The organism is Polynucleobacter sp., assembly GCF_018500155.2.
In the GTDB taxonomy this organism is placed as follows: Bacteria; Pseudomonadota; Gammaproteobacteria; order Burkholderiales; family Burkholderiaceae; genus Polynucleobacter.
Map to the genome: position 1 here is coordinate 1 of NZ_JAHBAK020000019.1, position 20,378 is coordinate 20,378.

At 44.9% G+C, this 20,378-nt stretch carries 18 protein-coding genes and 2 tRNA genes; 3 read left to right on the forward strand and 17 right to left on the reverse strand.

The genetic code is table 11. The features are described 5' to 3' along the window. Positions 1–18: 18 nt before the first annotated feature. Both KIH43_RS02275 and KIH43_RS02280 read right to left on the reverse strand, forming a co-directional pair. Positions 19–95: transfer RNA gene (locus KIH43_RS02275), tRNA-Arg, on the reverse strand. A 37-nt stretch (positions 96–132) separates the two neighbouring features. Then, positions 133–209: transfer RNA gene (locus tag KIH43_RS02280), tRNA-Pro, on the reverse strand. Positions 210–269: 60 nt separating this feature from the next. Here KIH43_RS02280 and KIH43_RS02285 point away from each other — a divergent pair. Together KIH43_RS02285 and KIH43_RS02290 are read left to right on the forward strand one after the other, a co-directional pair. Then, complete coding sequence (locus KIH43_RS02285) at positions 270–638, forward strand: hypothetical protein (RefSeq protein ID WP_297717305.1); 369 nt, start codon at positions 270–272, stop codon at positions 636–638. An 80-nt stretch (positions 639–718) separates the two neighbouring features. Continuing rightward, positions 719–2,815 (forward strand): TonB-dependent receptor, encoded by a 2,097-nt coding sequence (locus KIH43_RS02290; protein WP_297717308.1) that lies wholly within the window; start codon positions 719–721, stop codon positions 2,813–2,815. On the opposite strand, the gene phoR is transcribed toward KIH43_RS02290, so the two are convergent. The 11 genes from phoR to KIH43_RS02345 all read right to left on the reverse strand — a co-directional run bounded on the left by phoR (position 2,812) and on the right by KIH43_RS02345 (position 14,311). Further along, a complete protein-coding gene (gene phoR / locus KIH43_RS02295; protein WP_296970604.1) occupies positions 2,812–4,119 on the reverse strand; it encodes a phosphate regulon sensor histidine kinase PhoR in 1,308 nt (435 codons plus the stop codon). The genes KIH43_RS02290 and phoR overlap by 4 nt on opposite strands. A gap of 13 nt (positions 4,120–4,132) precedes the next feature. After that, positions 4,133–4,843, reverse strand: a complete 711-nt coding sequence (phoB, locus tag KIH43_RS02300) for a phosphate regulon transcriptional regulator PhoB (protein ID WP_297717311.1) — start codon at positions 4,841–4,843, stop codon at positions 4,133–4,135. Between the two features lie 10 nt (positions 4,844–4,853). Continuing rightward, the gene (phoU, locus tag KIH43_RS02305; protein WP_297717314.1) at positions 4,854–5,564 is read right to left on the reverse strand and encodes a phosphate signaling complex protein PhoU; all 711 of its coding nucleotides are present in this window, start codon (positions 5,562–5,564) and stop codon (positions 4,854–4,856) included. Positions 5,565–5,575: 11 nt separating this feature from the next. Next, a complete protein-coding gene (gene pstB, locus KIH43_RS02310) occupies positions 5,576–6,328 on the reverse strand; it encodes a phosphate ABC transporter ATP-binding protein PstB (protein ID WP_297717316.1) in 753 nt (250 codons plus the stop codon). Between the two features lie 2 nt (positions 6,329–6,330). After that, positions 6,331–7,179 (reverse strand): phosphate ABC transporter permease PstA, encoded by an 849-nt coding sequence (pstA, locus tag KIH43_RS02315; protein ID WP_297717318.1) that lies wholly within the window; start codon positions 7,177–7,179, stop codon positions 6,331–6,333. Next, positions 7,176–8,168: a phosphate ABC transporter permease subunit PstC gene (gene pstC / locus KIH43_RS02320; protein WP_297717321.1), complete on the reverse strand. Its 993-nt coding sequence runs from the start codon at positions 8,166–8,168 to the stop codon at positions 7,176–7,178. The genes pstA and pstC overlap by 4 nt, the downstream gene beginning before the upstream one ends. A gap of 9 nt (positions 8,169–8,177) precedes the next feature. Continuing rightward, positions 8,178–9,197 (reverse strand): phosphate ABC transporter substrate-binding protein PstS, encoded by a 1,020-nt coding sequence (gene pstS / locus KIH43_RS02325; protein ID WP_297717324.1) that lies wholly within the window; start codon positions 9,195–9,197, stop codon positions 8,178–8,180. 138 nt (positions 9,198–9,335) lie between these two features. Continuing rightward, positions 9,336–10,679, reverse strand: a complete 1,344-nt coding sequence (gene glmM, locus KIH43_RS02330; RefSeq protein ID WP_297717327.1) for a phosphoglucosamine mutase — start codon at positions 10,677–10,679, stop codon at positions 9,336–9,338. Positions 10,680–10,718: 39 nt separating this feature from the next. Continuing rightward, on the reverse strand, positions 10,719–11,588 hold the full coding sequence (folP, locus tag KIH43_RS02335) for a dihydropteroate synthase (RefSeq protein ID WP_297717330.1): 870 nt from the start codon (positions 11,586–11,588) through the stop codon (positions 10,719–10,721). Between the two features lie 12 nt (positions 11,589–11,600). Beyond that, positions 11,601–13,478, reverse strand: coding sequence for an ATP-dependent zinc metalloprotease FtsH (gene ftsH, locus KIH43_RS02340; protein ID WP_296969750.1), 1,878 nt, complete (start codon positions 13,476–13,478; stop codon positions 11,601–11,603). A gap of 158 nt (positions 13,479–13,636) precedes the next feature. Further along, positions 13,637–14,311 (reverse strand): RlmE family RNA methyltransferase, encoded by a 675-nt coding sequence (locus tag KIH43_RS02345; protein ID WP_296969747.1) that lies wholly within the window; start codon positions 14,309–14,311, stop codon positions 13,637–13,639. Between the two features lie 125 nt (positions 14,312–14,436). Between KIH43_RS02345 and KIH43_RS02350 the strand changes: the two genes are divergently transcribed. Then, entirely contained in the window at positions 14,437–15,009 is a 573-nt protein-coding gene (locus KIH43_RS02350; protein WP_297717334.1) for a YhbY family RNA-binding protein, read from the forward strand. A 15-nt stretch (positions 15,010–15,024) separates the two neighbouring features. Here the strand turns inward: KIH43_RS02350 and KIH43_RS02355 are convergent, their stop codons facing one another. The 4 genes from KIH43_RS02355 to carA form a co-directional block, all read right to left on the reverse strand. Beyond that, positions 15,025–15,498 carry a DUF4149 domain-containing protein gene (locus tag KIH43_RS02355; RefSeq protein WP_297717336.1) on the reverse strand — a complete coding sequence of 158 codons (474 nt, stop codon included), beginning with the start codon at positions 15,496–15,498 and terminating at the stop codon, positions 15,025–15,027. After that, positions 15,498–15,974 (reverse strand): transcription elongation factor GreA, encoded by a 477-nt coding sequence (gene greA / locus KIH43_RS02360; protein ID WP_297717338.1) that lies wholly within the window; start codon positions 15,972–15,974, stop codon positions 15,498–15,500. The genes KIH43_RS02355 and greA overlap by 1 nt, the downstream gene beginning before the upstream one ends. 54 nt (positions 15,975–16,028) lie before the next feature. Beyond that, positions 16,029–19,292, reverse strand: a complete 3,264-nt coding sequence (carB, locus tag KIH43_RS02365; RefSeq protein WP_297717340.1) for a carbamoyl-phosphate synthase large subunit — start codon at positions 19,290–19,292, stop codon at positions 16,029–16,031. After that, positions 19,292–20,378: glutamine-hydrolyzing carbamoyl-phosphate synthase small subunit (gene carA, locus KIH43_RS02370; RefSeq protein ID WP_297717342.1), on the reverse strand; the 1,087-nt coding region annotated here is incomplete at its 5' end. The genes carB and carA, both read right to left, overlap by 1 nt.

The window sequence follows — 20,378 nt, forward strand, 5'->3', positions numbered from 1 at the left end:
AGATTGCTCGAAGAAATTTGGCCTGCCCAGCAGGAGTCGAACCTGCGACCTACGGCTTAGAAGGCCGTTGCTCTATCCAGCTGAGCTATGGGCAGATATTGGCTGGGATTTTATCTAGAACAAATAGAGAAATGGTCGGAGTACAAGGATTCGAACCTTGGACCCCCTGCTCCCAAAGCAGGTGCGCTACCAGGCTGCGCTACACTCCGACGGAACCGATATTCTACACCGACAGGGCCTTTTGGGGCAAATACTGTAAGATTTCGGCCATGGTTGCCTATTTTTCAAGCAAATTACTCAAACAAGCTCAAGGTGTTTTGGCCAGCGCTTTGCTTTTAGTTTGCCTGTTAGGAACTCACTGGATTGGGTATGCCCATAGCATTTCACACGCGGCTAAAGACCATCAGGCACTCTCGAAATCTTATGCGGTAGAAAACGATACTACTCTGAGTCATAGCACTGAGATATGTCACCTGTTTGACGCTCTTAGTTTGGCTGGATTTATTCCGAAATCCTCATCTGAGGGTTTAGCTACATCAGTTGTAATTCCTCACCTAGCAAGCAAGCAACAATTTCATTTTGCACAAACCTCAGCCCTTGCTTACCAGTCTCGCGCTCCACCCACCCTTCTTATCTAGTCATTATTAGCTGCTGGGCATTTGCCCCGGTTTCATTGATACGCAAACCTGAAAGGGTTTGTGAAGTAAAGGGGATTCTTGTGAATCACGTAAGTACACTTTTTAAAAGACGAATGCTATTGGTCATGATCTCTGGCATGGGAATTAACTGCGCGAACGCACAAACCTCCGCACCCAGTCTAGAAATTACCGCAACCGGAAGCCAGGAATCTGCCCAGAGCATTTTGACGCCTACCAAAATATTACAGGGCGAAGAATTACTCAATAAATTAGGTTCAACATTGGGTGCCACCTTGGCAAATGAACTGGGTGTATCTGCCACAGGCTATGGCGCTGGATCGTCACGTCCTGTCATCAGGGGTCTTGAAGGCTCTCGAGTTCAGATTTTGCAAAACGGTTTGTCAGTAGGAGATGTTTCCAATATTTCACAAGATCATGCGGTTGGAAATAATCTGCAAAACGCGCATCAAGTTGAAATTTTGCGTGGTGCTGCCGCGCTACTCTATGGATCAGGCTCCAGCGGTGGACTAGTCAATGTCGTCAATGATCGCATTTTGACAAACCTACCCGATAGGCCAACAGGGGCAATAAATACGAGCTATGAAACCGTTAACAACGGACGTGCAGGCTCGTTAGAAGTTGATGGTGCCTATGGCTCTGTAGCAGTACACGTTGATACCGCTATCAATAATGCGAATAACTATACGATTCCAGGCAGCTCAACTCAATCTCAGGGCGAGCCCCCTGGTGGATGGACTGTTCCACCTGATGGTAATGGTGGTAATAACTACACCGGAAAGCTACCAAACTCTTTTAGCAATCAAAATAATCTTGGGGTTGGCGTTTCTTATATTGGGCAAAATGGTTACACAGGGGTATCTGTAGAACGTTTAAATAATAACTACGGCATTCCCACACCAGAGGGTGGCTCAATCAATCAGTCACAGAATCGCTATGATTTACAACATCAAACGAGAGATCCTTTTTCGGGATTTTCCTCTTTTAAATTTAGTGCGGCCAACACCAATTACAACCATACTGAATTTACCAATGCTGGTGAAGCAGCCTCAGTATGGAAAAACATTGCCAATGAGGCACGTTTAGAGCTAGCTCACAATCCTATTGCTGGCTGGAAAGGCACTGTTGGCGCTCAATTCACAACATCATCTCTTAATGCTGCCGAGGTAGGCACAGGAAGCTATGCAATCGTTCCTCCTACAAAAACGAATTCAAGTGCGCTTTTTTGGATAGAGGAAGGTAAATGGAACGCTCTTCAAGGAAGCTTAGGGGTGCGGTACAACAATGTTGGACAAAACCCCAACTTAGGTACCGAACTGATTCCACAGCCAACGATTGATCCAATTGGACTGACACCCAACATTAATTTGCAGAACAGAGCGTTTAATTTATTGTCATATTCTGCTGGCGGATTATGGAACTATATGAGCGGCCATGGAGTCGGTGTTGCTTATACCGTTTCTCAACGCGCTCCTAGCGCTCAAGAGTTGTATTCCTATGGGGCTCATGAATCCACCGCAACATTTGATATTGGCAATCCCAATCTCAATAAGGAAACATCCCACAATTTGGAATTCAATATTCAAAAGACGTCTGGATTGCTTCGCGGCAAAGCCAGTCTTTATGCCAATCGATTCAATAACTACATCTATGGTTATTACACGGGTAGCTATATCAATGGTGGCGATGCAAATGGCTTTAATGTCGTAGTTGCACAGCAGGCTGCTGCAACGATCAAAGGCATTGAAGGCGAGCTGACCTACAACTGGAGAGAAAAAGGTTTGGGCGCAAGAATTTTTGGCGACGCTTCTCAGGGCAGTTTTGATGCTGGTGGTAATCTTCCATTGCAGCCCGCCCCTCGATTAGGCGCTGAAATTGCTCATGAAAAAAATGGCTGGCTCGCTAATGCAACGTATATCTACAGTTTCCAACAGAATCGTTTGGCAAGCTGGGAGCAAGGCCCTGCACCAAGCTATAACTTGCTTAATGCCGGTATCGCCTATACCGAGAAAATTAATGCGGTGAATTGGACGCTCTTCATGAATTTGAAGAACCTTCTCAATGAGCAAATTCGGTATGCCACTACGCCAATGGCAGTAAGACTCTATGCGCCACAACCAGGAAGGAGTGTCATGGTGGGCTTACGGGGTACGTTTTAGATTAATTCGGAGCTAATGCGAGTGTTTGGAAACTGTAATCTAAAGACACTGCCTTCGCCAATTTTGCTATCTATTTGTAATGTTGCTTGGTGTCTTGTAGCAATATGTTTAACAATCGCAAGACCCAAGCCAGTACCACCTGTTTCCCGTGAGCGACTACGATCCACACGATAAAAACGTTCAGTCAGTCTTGGTAAATGCTCAGGCGAAATTCCAGGACCAGTATCTTGCACAATAAACTCGCCTAAGCCATCATGATTAAGATGCCAGATGACTTTAATGGCACCTCCAGCTGGAGTGTATCGAATCGCATTAGAAATAAGATTGCTCATTGCAGAGATTAATTCACGCTCCTCACCCAAAATAAAATGGTCCGTATCACATTGAAAATTCAGCTGATGAGCACCATTTGATAAGGCCATAGCTTCATCTTTCAGCAAGGCAAAAATTGATTTCATCGGAACGATTGTCATCGAAGCTGGCTGTGAATTCGCCTCAAGATTTGCCAGGGTCAGCAAATCTTCAACTAAGCTTTTCATTCTTTTACCTTGAGTCATCATAAGACCTAAGTATTCATCCTTTTGAGCTTGATCAAGATCTAGAGTTTGAACGGTTTCCAAAAATCCCATCATGACTGTTAGAGGGGTACGCATCTCGTGAGATACATTGGCGACAAAATCTCTACGCATTGCCTCTGCCTTGCGCAAGTCGGTCACATCTTGAGCTAATAGTAGTCGTCGATTTTCCGCAAATGGAAAAATCTGCACTAACAAACTTAAATTACCGTTGGGCCCCATTTGCTCAATTAATAAGGGCTCATCAAACAATCTATCGTTTAAGTAACGAATAAACTCTGGGCGACGAATTAAATAATTAATGCGCTGCTGTGCATCACGCTGGATTGCAATACCAAAGAAATATTCAGCAATTGAATTACACCATTCAATTTGATCAACATCATCGAGCATGATGATGCCATTTGGCGAAGCCTGAAATGCCTCAATAAAACGTTCGTGTTGCTTCTCAATGGTTCTCACTTGCAATTTCATGGTGCGGACATGCTTCTCAAGACGAGAGAAGGCCTCATCCCATGCGCCACTGGAACCTGGTAGAGATTCAACACGATCGAGTGAAATAAACTTTATTAGGCGCGCTAAATTGACATATGAATAGATTAGCGGGATAGAAAGGACCAGAAATCCGACTAAATAACCAGCAAGCACACCCCACTGCCTCATGGAGAGCCAAGCTAAAGAGGCTGCAAGAGCCAATATAACTACAAAGCGCCCAAAAAAATAAATCATGTCTTAGCTTGGTCTATGAACGTTGCAATTTTCTGAGGCGATACCCACTTCCTCGCACAGTTTCTACCATTTCTCCACAGCCCACTTCCCCTAAGGCGTCTCGTAATCGCTTTATATGCACATCTACAGTACGCTCTTCAATATAAGTATCGCTGCCCCACACTTGATCCAGCAAGTTTGTTCTCGAGTGAACTCGCTCAGGATGCCTCATGAAATGCTCTAGGAGACGAAATTCAGTTGGGCCAAGCTTAATCTCTTTGGGGTTTGGTAAATTTTTATCAACCCAAACTCGATGGGCAATGCTATCAAGAGATAGCAAATCAACAGTTATAAGCTCATCCGATTGCCCGTTATCATGACGGCGTAATAGAGCCCTCACTCTAGCCATTAACTCCCTAGGAGAAAATGGCTTTGTCACATAATCATCTGCCCCCGCATCCAAACCAGTTACTTTATCGCCCTCTTCGCCTTTCGCAGTCAACATGAGTATGGGAATGGCGCAAGTTTGCTCGTTTTGACGAAGCTCCTTTGCAAATTGAACACCAGACTTACCGGGGAGCATCCAATCCAAAATGATCAAATCCGGTAAAGAATGACGAATAGAAATCGCGGCTTCTTCCGTCTGCAAAGCTTTCTTAATCACATATCCCTCATGGAGTAAGTTGATAGAAATCAACTCAGCAATTGAAGGCTCGTCTTCAACAATTAATATGTGATTAGGCATATTGCCAATTCTAATCAGATTTACTGGCTTCCCGCACTAAATCTTCGTGTGAAGCATGGCGCACATCAGCCCCTTTTGCAATGTAAATTACAAATTCAGCAATATTCTTAGCATGATCGCCAATACGCTCAATTGCCTTTGCGATGGAGAGCATGTCTAAGCCTGCAGTAATGGTCTTGGGATCCTCCATCATGTAAGAGATTAATTTGCGTACAAAGGCCCTAAATTCCTCATCGATTTGACGGTCTTCTTGGACGACTGCAACAGCAGATTTCGTGTCCAAACGGGCGAATGAATCGAGGCTGCGGCGAAGCAAGGATACAGCCATCTGACCTGATAACTTAATCTCAGCAACGTTAATGTCAGACTGATGATTTGCTTCAATTAACCGTTTTGTTCGTCTGGCTACCCTCTCTGCCTCATCGCCAGCCCTTTCTAAATTCGTAATAGCTTTTGATATTGCCATGACCAAGCGAAGATCGCGAGCCGTAGGTTGTCTTCTTGCAATAAATTCTGTGCAGGCGAGATCAATTTGAATCTCGTAGTCATTTACAAGTTTTTCATTTGCAATGACCTGATTGCAAATTTGAATATCCATATCAGCAAATGCGCGCATTGCATTTGAAATTTGTTGCTCTACAAGACCCCCCATTTCAAGGAGTTTGCTGCATAGCCCATTTAAATCTACATCAAATTGGGATGATAAGTGTTTATCTGGCATTGTATTTTCCTTTAGCCAAAACGGCCGGTAATATAGTCTTCAGTTTCTTTGCGTTTTGGCTTTATAAAAATCTCATCTGTTTTGCCAAACTCAATCAAGCTTCCAAGATACATATATGCAGTAAAGTCAGAAACGCGAGCAGCTTGTTGCATATTGTGAGTCACGATTGCAATGGTGTAGTCGTTTTTGAGTTCGTTAATGAGCTCCTCAATCTTTGCGGTAGATATCGGATCAAGGGCCGAGGTAGGCTCATCAAGCAAAAGAACGGAGGGCTTCACTGCTACCCCGCGGGCTATACATAGACGCTGTTGTTGGCCACCTGATAACGATAGGCCGCTCTGATGCAATTTATCCTTTACCTCACCCCATAATGCGGCCTTATTTAGGGCCCACTCAACACGATCATCCATCTCTGAGCGAGAAAGCTTGTCATATAAACGCACCCCAAATGCAATATTTTCATAGATTGACATCGGAAATGGTGTTGGCTTTTGAAACACCATCCCGATCCTCGATCTTAGAAGATTGAGATCGCGATTAGATTCTAAAATGTTCTCGCCATAAAAATTGATCTCGCCCTCTGCCCTTTGTCCTGGATAAAGGTCGTACATGCGATTGAGAGAACGCAGTAGTGTGGATTTGCCGCAGCCAGATGGACCAATAAAAGCCGTTACCTTCTTTTCTTGAATATCTAAATTGATATTCTTTAAGCCCTGGTAACTGCCATAAAAAAAGTTAAGATTTCGGATTTCTAAAGCGTTCATAATTAGGCTTGTACCTTTTTGCGGAAAACTACACGAGCAATAATATTTAAAGCCAGCACAGTAAATGTAATTAGCAGTGCGCCGCCCCATGCAAGTTGAACCCAGTTTTCATATGGGCTCATTGCAAACTGGAATATCACCACAGGAAGATTTGCCATAGGCGCATTCATGTTGATTGAGAAAAATTGATTATTCAGCGCTGTGAATAATAGAGGCGCTGTTTCTCCGCTGACCCGTGCCAATGCAAGCAATACACCGGTCATCACACCACTTTGCGCTGCTCTTAAGGTAACCATAAACGCAACCTTCCATTTTGGCGCGCCTAATGCGTACGCAGCCTCCCTAAGGCTTCCAGGAACAAGCCGTAACATATTTTCTGTTGTACGAACAATGACAGGAATGGCAATAAGAGAAAGGGCTACGGTACCAGCCCAGCCAGAAAAGTGCTTTACTTGCGCAACGATTAACGCATATACAAATAAGCCAATCACTATCGAAGGCGCCGAAAGCATGATATCGGTAACAAAGCGAGTAATCGAGGCAACTTTACTTTGATCCCCGTACTCAGATAAGTAAATACCAGCCATGACTCCAATAGGAGTGCTAATCAATGTGCAGCATCCAACCAGAAGCAAACTTCCAACAATAGCATTAGCCAAACCACCACCTTCCGACCCCGGAGCAGGCGTACTTTCGAAAAAAAGTGGTAAGTGAATAGCAGAGAATCCTTTGTATAGAAGAATGCTCAGAATCCATAGTAAAAACAACATGCCTATAGCCATTGCAAATAGGGAGAGCAATAAGCCGATCTTATTGGCTCGTTTTCTGCGATTGAATATTGCCTGATTCATGACTTGAGCCCTTGCTTACGTTCCATATTCCATAGCATCCATTTCGCAGAAGCAAGTACGATGAAAGTAATTACAAACAAAGCCAGGGCTAAGGCAAATAATGAAGAAAAGTGTGGGCCTATTTCCGCTTCTCCAAACTCATTTGCAAGAGTTGACGCAATAGAATTTCCGGGGGCAAAAAGAGATGGCGAAAGACGATGAGCATTGCCGATCACAAAAGTTACAGCCATCGTCTCTCCTAAAGCACGCCCCAAGCCAAGCATGATGCCCCCTATTACGCCAGCTTTTGTGTAGGGTAAAACGATATTACAAACTACCTCCCAAGTTGTGCACCCGATACCATAAGCAGATTCCTTCAGTACTGGAGGCACAATCTCAAACACATCCCTCATAACAGAAGCAATAAAGGGCAAAATCATCATTGCTAGTATTAAGCCTGCGCAAAGAATGCCAATCCCATTAAATGCGCCGGAGAACAATATACCTAAGCCAGGAATTTTTCCTAATGTGCCCGCTAAAGCTGGCTGTATATATTCAGCAAACAGTGGAGCAAAAATAAATAAACCAAACATGCCATAAATAATTGATGGGACAGCTGCCAGCAACTCTACAGCGGTACCCAATGGGCGTCGCAAGGAACCTGGGCAAAGTTCAGTTAAAAAGACTGCGATTCCGAAACTCAGTGGTACCGCAATGAGCAACGCAATCATTGACGTAACCAATGTTCCATATATTGCAATCAGACCACCGAATTCACCATTTACTACATCCCATTCTTGTGTAATAAAAAAACTAGGGCCAAATTCTTTGAGTGCAGGCCAGGCATTGATCAACAAAGAGACAATGATTCCCAGTAGCGCAAAAAGTACAGTCAAGGCAAAAAACTGCGTTCCCCTATGAAACGCAATATCTTGCCAACGTTGAATTTTTGCCACTCTGATTGCTTGTTCAGAGGGTGCATTTTTGTTCAAAATATTTTCTGGGATCATAAAAGATGATTACATCTTAATTTTTGACCACACATTCTTGCGTATGTAATCCGTAGTCTTGTCAGGCATCGGTACGTAGTCCAAGTCTTCAGCCATCTTCTTTCCATCCTTAAATGCAAAGTCAAAGAACTTCAACACTTCTGCAACGTTTGCTTTATTTTCTGGATTTTTATAAATCAGGATAAAAGATGCACCAGTAATAGGCCATGATTTAGCGCCAGGAGCATTGGTAATAAATGTTCCCATTCCAGGAATCGCTGCCCAATCTGTGCTAGCTGCTGCTGCCGCAAATGTTAAGTCATCAGGCGCAACAAATTGGCCATCTTTATTTTTTAATGAAATGAAGGTCATTTTGTTTTTCTTGGCATATGCATATTCAACATAGCCAACAGAGTTTTTTACTCGAGAGACGTTGGCAGCAACACCTTCATTGCCTTTACCACCGACCGTAGAAGCTGCAGGCCACTTAACTGAGGCACCAGAACCCACTGCATCTTTAAATAAAGAGCTTGTTTTAGCAAGGTAGTCAGTAAAGATAGCTGTAGTGCCTGAACCGTCTGCGCGTACAACAACCGTAATCGGACCACTTGGGATCTTCACGCCTGGATTCATAATCGCAATCCGTTTATCACCCCAATCTGAAATAACACCCTGGAAAATATCTGCCAGCGTAGGGCCGTCTAATTTGATTTCCCCAGGCTTAACACCCTCCACGTTAATGACTGGAACAACGCCGCCAATAATGGCTGGAAACTGAACTAAACCGTCCTTCTCTAAATCATCAAACTTGACGGGGTTATCGGTTGCACCAAAATCCACGGTTTTCGCTTTGATTTGCTTAATTCCACCAGATGATCCAATGGACTGATAGTTAAGGTTTGAACCAGTCTTAGCTTTATATGCTTCAGCCCATTTTGCATAAATGGGATAAGGGAAAGTTGCCCCAGCACCTGTCATATCTGCAGCAAATACGCTCGGCGCAATTGCAATGGCACTTACCACTAGGGCTTTTTGCAAGAAAGATTTCATTTCATCAGTCCTCATTCAAATTGGCGCAATAGCGCGATATAAGGACGATAAGGGTCGAATATTACGATTTTGTGACAATAACGTCACAAATGAAAATATTCTATTAAAACAATAACTTACAGAAGTTTGCTGTTGACTCTATGCGGTTGGTACCAGTTGAGCAATACTCTTTGCAGCATTCATGGCAACTTGGGCATCTTGTGTTTCCACCATTACCCTCAGAAGTGGCTCTGTACCCGAGGCGCGAATTAAGACCCTGCCAATATCTTTTAAATCATTTTCTACTTTAGCAATTTGAGATTTCAGTGCGGGATCAGACTTCCATTCATAACCAGCCTTGAACTTTACATTCAGAAGCACTTGCGGGAAGATTTTCACGGCATCTAATAACTGTGCAAGACTTTTCTTGTTGTGAGACATTGCCGCCAAGACTTGTAGTGCTGCAATCGTGCCATCACCAGTCGAATGTTGATCAAGACAGAGTAAATGACCAGATCCCTCGCCCCCAACAATCCAGCCCTTTTGCTTTAGCAGCTCTAGTACATAACGATCGCCAACGTTAGCGCGTTCAAAGCCAATGCCTAATGCTTTAATTGCATTTTCAACGGCCAAGTTGGTCATCAAAGTGCCTACAGCGCCACCTAACTGCTGACCACGATCTAAGCGGTCTTTTGCCAGCACATAGAGTAGCTCATCGCCATTAAATAATCGCCCACTAGCATCTACCATTTGCAGACGGTCAGCATCACCATCTAGAGCGATACCTAAATCAGCATTTACCTCTTTGACCTTGGCGATCAGTGCATCAGGTGCGGTTGCCCCACAACCGTCATTAATATTACGGCCATCGGGAGTGACGCCAATCGATATTACTTCTGCACCAAGCTCATGAAATACATGGGGAGCCGTGTGATACGCAGCACCATTAGCGCAATCGACTACGAGTTTTATTCCTTTGAGATTGAGATCGCCAGGAAAAGTCGATTTGCAAAACTCAATATATCGACCAGCTGCATCATCGAGGCGAAATGCTTTACCCAATTCCTTTGCGCTTACGCAACCCATTGGCTTAGCTAGCTCCGCTTCGATAGCGAATTCAAAATCATCATCTAATTTATCGCCATTGGCTGAGAAAAATTTAATGCCATTATCTTGATAAGGATTATGTGATGCAGAAATCACAAGACCCGCTGAAAGACGTAATGCTTTGGTGAGATAAGCAACACCCGGGGTCGGTATAGGACCGCACAACATCACATCAACGCCTGCCGCCGCAAAACCTGCCTCTAGAGCTGCTTCCAATAAGTAACCTGAAACACGCGTATCTTTACCAATCAATACTTTGCAACGCTCTCCTGGTTTGGCGCTTTTATTGAGCACCATGCCAGCGGCGTAACCTAAGCGCGTCATGAATTCTGGAACAATCGGAAATTGCCCAACTTCACCGCGGATACCATCCGTTCCAAAGTATTGTTTTTTCATGGATACAATTATAAAACCGATAAAAAGCCGTGTTCTGGCCTATTGAGCAAGATGAACTGCCTCCCAAAGCTTTAAGGCATCTACCGTCTCAGGTACATCATGCACCCTGACAATTCGAGCGCCTCGATCTGCCGCCATGATGGCAGCGGCAATACTTGGGGCTACACGTTCATTAGTATCTTTACCTGTGACTTTACCTATCATGGATTTTCGAGAAATACCTGCCAATACTGGATAACCTAGAGACGAGAAACTTGCAAACTTATTGAGCATTTCTAGATTGTGCTCAAGACTTTTACCAAAGCCAAAGCCAGGATCAATTGCAATCCGAGATTGATCAACACCTTTTGATAGCAATAAAGATGCTCGTTTCTGAAGAAATTGCATTACTTCAGCAACAACATCGCAGTATTTTGGATTAAATTGCATTGTGAGAGGATCTCGTTGCATATGCATGAGTACGATGCCGCATTGACTACTCTCAAGGACCGCCTCAATAGATCCTTCTTGTCGCAATGCCCAAATGTCATTAACGCAATCAACACCGGCACTTAATGCTTGCCGCATAGTTTGGGCTTTATAAGTATCAATTGAAAGCGGTACACCACAGTCCCTTAATGATTCAATCACTGGCATTACTCGATCAAGCTCTTCTTGCAGAGAGACGGGTTCAGCGCCCGGTCTCGTGGACTCACCACCGATATCAATCAGATCAACGCCATTCTTAATCATGATCTCTGCTTGGGCTATAGCATCCTTTGGCGTTCTGAACTTACCCCCATCTGAAAAAGAGTCAGGGGTTGCATTCAAAATACCCATCACAATCGGTCGCTGACGTTTAGAGAAGTCAAAAAGAAAACGCCCACAACGCCATGTTGTGGGCATCTCTTGAATGCCTGTTGCTGTCATTCCAATTAATACTTAAGCTGTTGCTGGGGCGCTACCCGCTGCCGGTCCTGTAGTTCCAGCCGAGTTACCAAATTGCGTTGCAATTGGTGGCTTTGGCGCACGTGGTGGACGACCTTCCATGATGTCATTAATTTGCTCTGCATCAATGGTTTCCCATTCGAGTAATGCCGCTACCATAGCCTCAACCTTATCGCGATTCTGCTCTAGGATCGACTTCGCTAAAGCGTATTGGCTATCAATTAATGTACGTATTTCTGCATCAACTTTTTGCTGTGTTAACTCAGAAACTGTTTTCGAATTCGTGCGTCCAAAAATACTTTCAGACTCTGTATCGACATAGACCATTGTTCCCAAGCTATCGCTCATACCATAACGAGTAACCATGTCGCGCGCCATTTTTGTGGCACGTTCAAAATCATTAGATGCGCCCGTACTCATCGAGTTTAAGAAAACCTCTTCAGCAGCACGACCACCAAACAAGATTGCCAACTCCTCAAGCATGCGATCTTTATAGAGATTGACTCGATCGAATTCTGGAAGCTGCCAAGTGACACCCAATGCCATACCACGCGGCATGATGGTGACTTTATGAACAGGGTCCGCTTTTGGCAATACCTTGGCCACAACAGCATGCCCAGACTCATGGTAAGCAGTATTACGACGCTCTTCTTCACGCATCACCGCAGACTTACGCTCAGGCCCCATGTAAATCTTGTCCTTAGCATCTTCAAAGTCCTTCATATCTACAGAGCGCTTATTGCGACGCGCTGCAAATAATGCAGCTTCGTTTACCAAATTCGCTAAATCAGCACCTGAGAATCCAGGGGTGCCGCGTGCCAATACAGCCGCATTGACATCGGGATCAATTGGAACTTTGCGCATGTGTACTTGCAAGATCTGTTCACGACCACGTATGTCAGGTAAACCCACATGTACTTGACGGTCAAAACGTCCAGGACGCAACAACGCTCTATCCAATACATCTGAGCGATTAGTAGCGGCAACAACAATCACGCCACTATTGCTCTCAAAGCCATCCATTTCAACAAGCATTTGATTTAATGTTTGTTCACGCTCATCATTGCCACCACCCATACCAGCGCCACGATGACGGCCGACTGCATCAATCTCGTCGATGAAGATGATGCAAGGTGAATTCTTTTTTGCGTTCTCAAACATGTCACGCACACGTGAGGCGCCAACACCAACAAACATTTCCACGAAATCAGAGCCTGAAATGGAGAAGAATGGCACCTTGGCTTCGCCTGCAATAGCACGAGCTAGAAGGGTTTTACCGGTTCCTGGAGGACCAACTAATAGGACGCCATGGGGAATTCGTCCGCCGAGTTTTTGAAATTTTTGCGGATCTTTTAAGAAGTCGACTAGCTCAAAGACTTCTTCTTTGGCCTCATCACATCCTGCGACATCTGCAAAAGTAACGGTATTACTATTCTCATCAATTAAACGTGCTTTAGATTTCCCAAAAGAGAATGCACCGCCTTTACCGCCACCTTGCATTTGGCGCATCATGAAAAACCAAAAACCAATAATCAGTAAAGTAGGTCCAAGATAGTACAGAGCAGATACCAACATATTGGGCTCGTCTTCTGCCTTACCAGTCACTTGTACTCCGTACTTCATTAAGTCTCCGACCATCCAAATATCGCCTGGAGAAATAATGGAATATTTATTTCCATCTGCGGGGGTCACTTGCAATGTACGGCCCTGGACATCAACGCGCTTAATTTTTCCTGCCTTGGCGTCATCCATGAATTGGGAGTAAGTGACTTGAGTTTGGTCCTTTGGCTTATCGAACTGTTTAAAAACAGTAAAAAGCACCAGACCCACAATGAGCCACACGCCGATTTTTTGGAACATATTGCTGTTCAAAATTGAGTCCTTTTCTGGATAAATCCAGGTGTAAATGCGATTTGCTTCCTAACTATTTGATTCTACTACCACCCTTTTTCAAGGGCTAATTGAGGATTTATTTGCTAAACCCATGTATTTCAGGGGGTTATTGAGCTATCAGGGGTGTAAATAGGGCCTTATTTGGGTGGTTTAAGGTTTCTGCCTAACAAGAAGATCTCAGACGATCTCGCTCTGGAAGCCTTGGGTTTTCTGGAGGCAACGGATTTAAAGACCTTTTTAAATGATTCAACGATCTGGCTGTAACCACTACCGTTAAAACACTTAATCAGTAAGGCACCCTCAGGCTTTAAATGTGCAACAGCAAAATCAAGCGCAATTTCCGCTAAAAATGCCATCCTAGCTGCGTCAGCTACGCCCACTCCAGAGAGGTTAGGAGCCATGTCCGAAAGAACCAGATCCACCTTGCCATCGGCCTCCTTTGGTAATAGTGACTCTAAAGCAGCCAGACCCTCTTCTTCGCGAAAGTCACCCTGAATAAAGTGCACATCCGCAATCTCTTCCATTGGCAAGATATCAATAGCAATAATTTGACCATCGGGTTTGCCTGACTCCACTTTAGGATTGCTTTTACCCAATTCGGTTAAGCGATTACGTACATATTGAGACCAACTTCCTGGAGCGCTGCCAAGATCAACAATGGTCATACCTGCTTTGATGAGATGGTCTTGCTCATCTATTTCACTCAGCTTGTAAACCGCTCTAGCACGATAGCCCTCTTTTTGGGCCATCTTCACATAAGGATCTGTAAGGTGATCCTGCAACCAACTTTTATTAAATTTATTTTTTGCCACAACTTATCCACTTTCGCCCTACATTTTCCTAGTTTCTGGCCCCTAAAGCAAAAGGATTTGTCTAGAAAAACACCAAAAACACACTAATTTTTAGAGAAAGTGATCAATGCTCTATCATCATCACCATGACAGCACTGACTATTACCCCTGCACAACGTAAATCTCTTAAAGCGGATGCCCATGGCTTAAGTCCTGTCGTCATGGTTGGCGGTGATGGATTAACTCTTGCGGTAATTAAAGAAGCAAAATCAGCAATAAAACATCATGGCCTTATTAAGGTTCGTGTCTTTGGCGATGATCGCGAAGCTCGTGTTGCAATCTATGAAGAACTCTGCGACAAGTTAGATGCTGCCCCGGTGCAACACATCGGTAAGTTATTGGTACTTTGGAAACCTAAAGATGCCCTAGATGAGGCTTACGCCAATCTAGCCCGATCCAGCAAACAAACGAAAAAATCATTACAAACATCGCAGACAAAAAAATCTTCTAGTCGCTCATCATCTGGCAGATCCGCTTTTGAACGGGCTGCGGCTGTGAAAACATCTAAATCAAAGAAGCGTCCGTTGCGCTCGGAGGCAGCTGAATCCAAAATCGGCTGGTCGTCACCGGGATATCGCAAAGCAGTGGCAGCACCTGCACCCATTAAGAAACGGAAAGTACGAATGAGTAGCACCAAGAAAAAATCTCTTGGCTCTTAAGAATAAAAAACGTCGCTAGTCGACGTTTTTTGTTGTTCGCCACACTAAAAGCAATCCCAGTACCGACTGACAAACAAAAAGGATGCTTGATATACCGTGCAGGCGCTTAAATAACTCGGCATCTATTGAATCCTGAACCGCTATTCCTGCAAACAATGCATGCTCGCGTATGGCATTCATCCAAGGGATGATGATGAACGCTGAACCCAATGTACAAACCAGCAATCCCAATAAAATCCAGCGGATGATTCGAAAATGATTGAGTCCTACTCTGACCAGATGATTGGCCATCACCATCAGGAAACCACTTAAGGCAACACCAATGTATGCCGTAGTTTTAAACAAGTTTGCTGCAATCATTCCTGCAACCTGTCTATCGCCTAGCGTCGAAAAAAGTATTGGTACTACCAGTAAGCCAACAGCGATATAGCTACCAACCCAAAGCCCAGAAATGACATTAAAAACTCTCTGGGTTTGGGATTGAGCCATTAGATATATTTCACTGCCAAGATTTCTACTTCGCGATTACCACCGGGTGCTTGTACTGCAACAACATCACCCTCTTCTTTACTGATCAATGCGCGCGCAATCGGTGAACTAATGGAGATCTTATTGGCTGCAATATCAGCTTCGTCGTCACCCACGATTTGATAAGTAAATTTGGTGCCATCCTCTAAATCTTCTAGATCTACAGTGGCACCAAAGACAACGCGACCAGACACATCTAGAGCTGCTGGATCAATGATCTGCGCCGCAGATAATTTGCCTTCTAGCTCCTGAATGCGGCCTTCAATAAATCCTTGCTTTTCTTTTGCTGCATCGTATTCGGCGTTCTCAGAAAGATCGCCTTGTGCGCGAGCCTCAGCAATCGCGTTGATCACTGCGGGACGTTCTACATGTTTTAGACGGTGCAACTCCTCCTTGAGGAGCTCGGCACCACGCTTGGTAATTGGAATTGTGCTCATGCTGCTAACCTAACTTAAAAAGGCGCAAAACGCGCCTATATTTGTGATTTTAGATTAATTAAGTGCCTGATGTAAGTTCTGCAAGGAATAAACCTCTAGAGACTCTTTACTACCATTTTGCGAGGTCAATAAGCCATCCATCACAGCGCGCGCCGCACTAATTGTGGTGTAGTAGGTCACGCCATTCGCTTGAGCGCTGGTGCGTATCGAGCGTGAATCCGCAATCGCAGTGCGGGTTTCATCCACGGTGGTAAACACTAACGAAATCTCGCCATTTTTAATGAAATCGACGATGTGTGGACGGCCATCTTTCACCTTGTTAACCAGGCGTACAGGCAAGCCAGCGGCTTCTATTGCAGCAGCTGTGCCTTTGGTGGCAACCATCGGGAAACCTAGTTGGTTTAGTAGCTTAGCCACTTCTACCGCTTTAGCCTTATCACTATCCTTCACCGTCAGCAGTACCGTTCCACTCTTAGGCAATTTGATACCCGCACCCAATTGGGACTTAAATAATGCTTCACCAAAAGTTTTACCCACACCCATAACTTCACCTGTAGAACGCATCTCAGGCCCAAGGATAGGATCAATTCCGGGGAATTTATTAAATGGAAATACCGCTTCCTTCACAGAGAAGTAAGGGGGCTTAATTTCAGACTGAATGCCTTGTTGCGCCAAAGTCTGGCCAACCATACAGCGAGCAGCAATCTTCGCAAGCTGTAAGCCCGTAGCTTTTGAAACAAAAGGTACGGTTCTTGATGCCCTTGGATTCACTTCAAGCACATAGATGACATCATTTCCGCCATCATTCTGAATCGCAAACTGAACGTTCATCAACCCAACCACGTTTAGACCTTTAGCCATAGCAGCGGTTTGACGCTTAATTTCCTGGATAGTTGCCTCTGATAATGAGTATGGAGGCAATGAACATGCTGAGTCACCGGAGTGAACTCCTGCTTGCTCAATATGCTCCATCACACCACCAATAAATACATTGCTGCCATCACAAATAGAGTCAACATCACACTCAATCGCATCATTGAGGAAACGATCCAATAGCACTGGTGAGTCATTTGACACCTTCACCGCTTCACGCATATAGCGCTCTAGGTCACGACCATCATGAACAATTTCCATTGCACGACCACCCAACACATATGAAGGGCGAACAACCAATGGGTAACCGATTTCCTCGGCTAACTTAAGCGCCTCTTCTTCAGTGCGCGCTGTGCGATTCGGCGGCTGACGCAAGCCAAGATCTTGCAACAGCTTCTGGAAACGTTCACGATCTTCAGCAGCATCAATCATGTCTGGTGATGTGCCAATAATAGGGACCCCATTACGCTCCAGATCTAGCGCCAATTTCAAAGGCGTTTGTCCACCGTACTGAACGATGACGCCTTTTGGTTTTTCCTTAGCAACAATCTCCAATACATCTTCGAGAGTTAGCGGCTCAAAGTACAAGCGATCAGAAGTGTCATAGTCGGTAGATACGGTTTCTGGGTTGCAGTTGACCATGATGGTTTCATAGCCATCGTCACGCATTGCTAAAGCAGCATGCACACAGCAGTAGTCAAATTCAATACCTTGACCAATTCGGTTCGGGCCACCACCCAATACCATAATCTTTTCTTTATTTGTTGGACGAGATTCGCACTCACCATGCTCTGCCTCATAGGTGGAGTACATATAGGCCGTGTTCGTGGAGAACTCTGCTGCGCAGGTGTCCACCCGCTTATAGACAGGCAAAACTTGTAAGCGATGACGCGCAGCGCGGACCGAGGATGCATCTACTCCTAGCAGCTTGGCTAAACGACGATCAGAAAAACCTTTTTGCTTTACAAAGCGAAGCTCAGCAGCTGAGAGACTATCAATCTTGCGTTGCTTGAGCTCATTCTCAATAGTGACAAGCTCTTCAACTTGCTCCAAGAACCATGGATCCACTTTGGTTTCGCTATAAACCTCATCCAATCCCATTCCCATACGGAAAGCATCCGCTAAATACCAAATGCGATCTGGGCCAGGTTCATTGATTTCATTAATGATGTCATCCAAATCTGTGGAAACTTCATCCAATCCATCAACACCAACTTCTAAACCACGTAATGCCTTTTGAAACGACTCTTGGAAAGTGCGGCCAATTGCCATCACCTCGCCAACGGATTTCATTTGCGTGGTCAAGCGAGAATCTGCTTGAGGAAACTTCTCAAATGCAAAGCGTGGAATCTTGGTTACAACATAGTCAATTGAAGGCTCAAAAGAGGCTGGCGTTGCTCCGCCAGTAATGTCATTTTTGAGCTCATCCAGGGTATAACCCACAGCCAGTTTGGCGGCAATCTTTGCAATAGGAAAACCCGTTGCTTTGGAAGCCAAGGCAGAAGAACGAGATACCCGAGGATTCATCTCAATCACAATCATGCGGCCATCTACGGGATTAATGGAGAACTGAACGTTCGAACCGCCAGTATCCACACCGATTTCACGCAATACAGCAATTGATGCGTTACGCATCAATTGATACTCTTTATCAGTCAAGGTTTGTGCTGGTGCCACCGTAATGGAATCGCCGGTGTGCACGCCCATCGGATCCAAGTTTTCAATAGAACAAACGATGATGCAATTGTCATTGCGATCACGCACCACTTCCATCTCAAACTCTTTCCAACCAAGCAAAGACTCTTCAATCAATAGCTCGTGGGTTGGAGATAGATCAAGACCACGCTTACAAATTTCTTCAAACTCTTCGCGGTTATAAGCAATTCCGCCTCCTGATCCACCCATGGTGAATGATGGACGAATGACTACTGGGAAACCAGAGCTACCGGTTTCTCTTTGAATGCGTTGCTGCACTTCATGCGCCTCTTCCATCGAATGCGCAATCCCAGATTTAGCTGAACCTAGACCAATTTTGGTCATCGCATCTTTAAACTTCTGACGATCCTCTGCTTTATCAATCGCTTCCGGTGATGCGCCAATGAGTTCGCAATCATATTTTTGTAGTACGCCATGACGGTGTAAATCCAAAGCGCAGTTCAAAGCCGTTTGACCACCCATAGTCGGCAAAATGGCATCAGGTCTCTCAGCGGCAATAATGCGCTCAACCACCTCCCAAGTGATGGGTTCGATGTAGGTGACATCTGCCATCTCAGGGTCTGTCATGATGGTGGCTGGATTACTGTTGACCAAAATCACTTTGTAACCTTCGTCACGCAATGCTTTGCATGCTTGAGCACCTGAGTAATCAAACTCGCAAGCTTGGCCGATCACAATCGGACCAGCGCCAATAATTAAGATGCTCTTAATGTCGCTACGCTTAGGCATTATTTGCCCTCCTTCTTGCTGGCAGCATTCATGAGCTCCACAAATCGATCAAATAAATAGGCAATATCGTGAGGACCAGGCGAGGCCTCAGGGTGGCCCTGGAAGCACAAGGCTGGCTTATCCGTCCATGCCAAGCCCTGCAATGAACCATCAAATAATGAAACATGGGTTACCCGCACATTACTAGGCAAGGTATTAGCATCTACAGCAAAGCCATGGTTTTGAGAGGTAATTGCCACACGACCAGTATCTAAATCTTTTACGGGGTGATTTGCACCATGGTGACCGAACTTCATTTTCAACGTTTTCGCACCAGCAGCTAAGCCCATGATTTGATGGCCTAAGCAAATGCCAAATGTCGGGATGCCCCTAGCAATTATTTCTTTAGCGGCTGCAATTGCGTAATCACAAGGTTCCGGATCTCCAGGTCCGTTTGAAAAAAATACGCCATCCGGATTCATTGCCAAAACGTCAGCCGCACTGGTTTGTGCAGGCACGACCGTTAACTCGCAGCCACGTTCAGTTAGCATCCGCAATATATTGCGCTTCACACCAAAATCAAATGCAACCACTTTTTTGGTTGGCTTAGTAGTATCTAAGGTTTTATAACCCGGCTTACCGTTAGGACCCAATAGCTCCCACTCGCCTTCACGCCAGTCATAAGGCTTTTTAGTAGTGACAACCTTGGCCAAATCAAGACCAGCCATACCAGGAAATGCTTTTGCTAAGCCAAGAGCTTTTTGCCCAAGAGCTTCGCAATCATCCCCCATTTTTCCTGCAACAATCGCCCCCGATTGAGCACCTTTATCCCGCAAGATGCGCGTGAGTTTTCGTGTATCAATACCAGAAATGCCAACTACACCTGCTTTTGTTAGGTAAGCGTCTAAGCTCCCCTCAGAGCGAAAGTTAGAAACACGTTTTGGCAAATCCTTAATGACAAGGCCAGCTGCATGAATTTGATCGGATTCCGCATCTTGCGAATTGACGCCAACATTGCCGATATGGGGATAGGTCAAAGTGACGATTTGACGCGAATAGCTCGGATCAGTAATGATCTCTTGATAACCCGTTAGCGCGGTATTGAAA

Bases quoted from the DNA above. Each gene is read 5' to 3' on its own strand.
- phoB (WP_297717311.1), bottom strand. From the start codon at position 4,843: ATGCCTAATCACATATTAATTGTTGAAGACGAGCCTTCAATTGCTGAG.
- pstC (WP_297717321.1), bottom strand. From the start codon at position 8,168: ATGATCCCAGAAAATATTTTGAACAAAAATGCACCCTCTGAACAAGCA.
- glmM (WP_297717327.1), bottom strand. From the start codon at position 10,679: ATGAAAAAACAATACTTTGGAACGGATGGTATCCGCGGTGAAGTTGGG.
- pstS (WP_297717324.1), bottom strand. From the start codon at position 9,197: ATGAAATCTTTCTTGCAAAAAGCCCTAGTGGTAAGTGCCATTGCAATT.
- KIH43_RS02355 (WP_297717336.1), bottom strand. From the start codon at position 15,498: ATGGCTCAATCCCAAACCCAGAGAGTTTTTAATGTCATTTCTGGGCTT.
- pstA (WP_297717318.1), bottom strand. From the start codon at position 7,179: ATGAATCAGGCAATATTCAATCGCAGAAAACGAGCCAATAAGATCGGC.
- folP (WP_297717330.1), bottom strand. From the start codon at position 11,588: ATGACAGCAACAGGCATTCAAGAGATGCCCACAACATGGCGTTGTGGG.
- KIH43_RS02350 (WP_297717334.1), top strand. From the start codon at position 14,437: ATGACAGCACTGACTATTACCCCTGCACAACGTAAATCTCTTAAAGCG.
- carB (WP_297717340.1), bottom strand. From the start codon at position 19,292: ATGCCTAAGCGTAGCGACATTAAGAGCATCTTAATTATTGGCGCTGGT.
- KIH43_RS02285 (WP_297717305.1), top strand. From the start codon at position 270: ATGGTTGCCTATTTTTCAAGCAAATTACTCAAACAAGCTCAAGGTGTT.
- greA (WP_297717338.1), bottom strand. From the start codon at position 15,974: ATGAGCACAATTCCAATTACCAAGCGTGGTGCCGAGCTCCTCAAGGAG.
- pstB (WP_297717316.1), bottom strand. From the start codon at position 6,328: ATGAACGCTTTAGAAATCCGAAATCTTAACTTTTTTTATGGCAGTTAC.
- phoR (WP_296970604.1), bottom strand. From the start codon at position 4,119: ATGATTTATTTTTTTGGGCGCTTTGTAGTTATATTGGCTCTTGCAGCC.
- phoU (WP_297717314.1), bottom strand. From the start codon at position 5,564: ATGCCAGATAAACACTTATCATCCCAATTTGATGTAGATTTAAATGGG.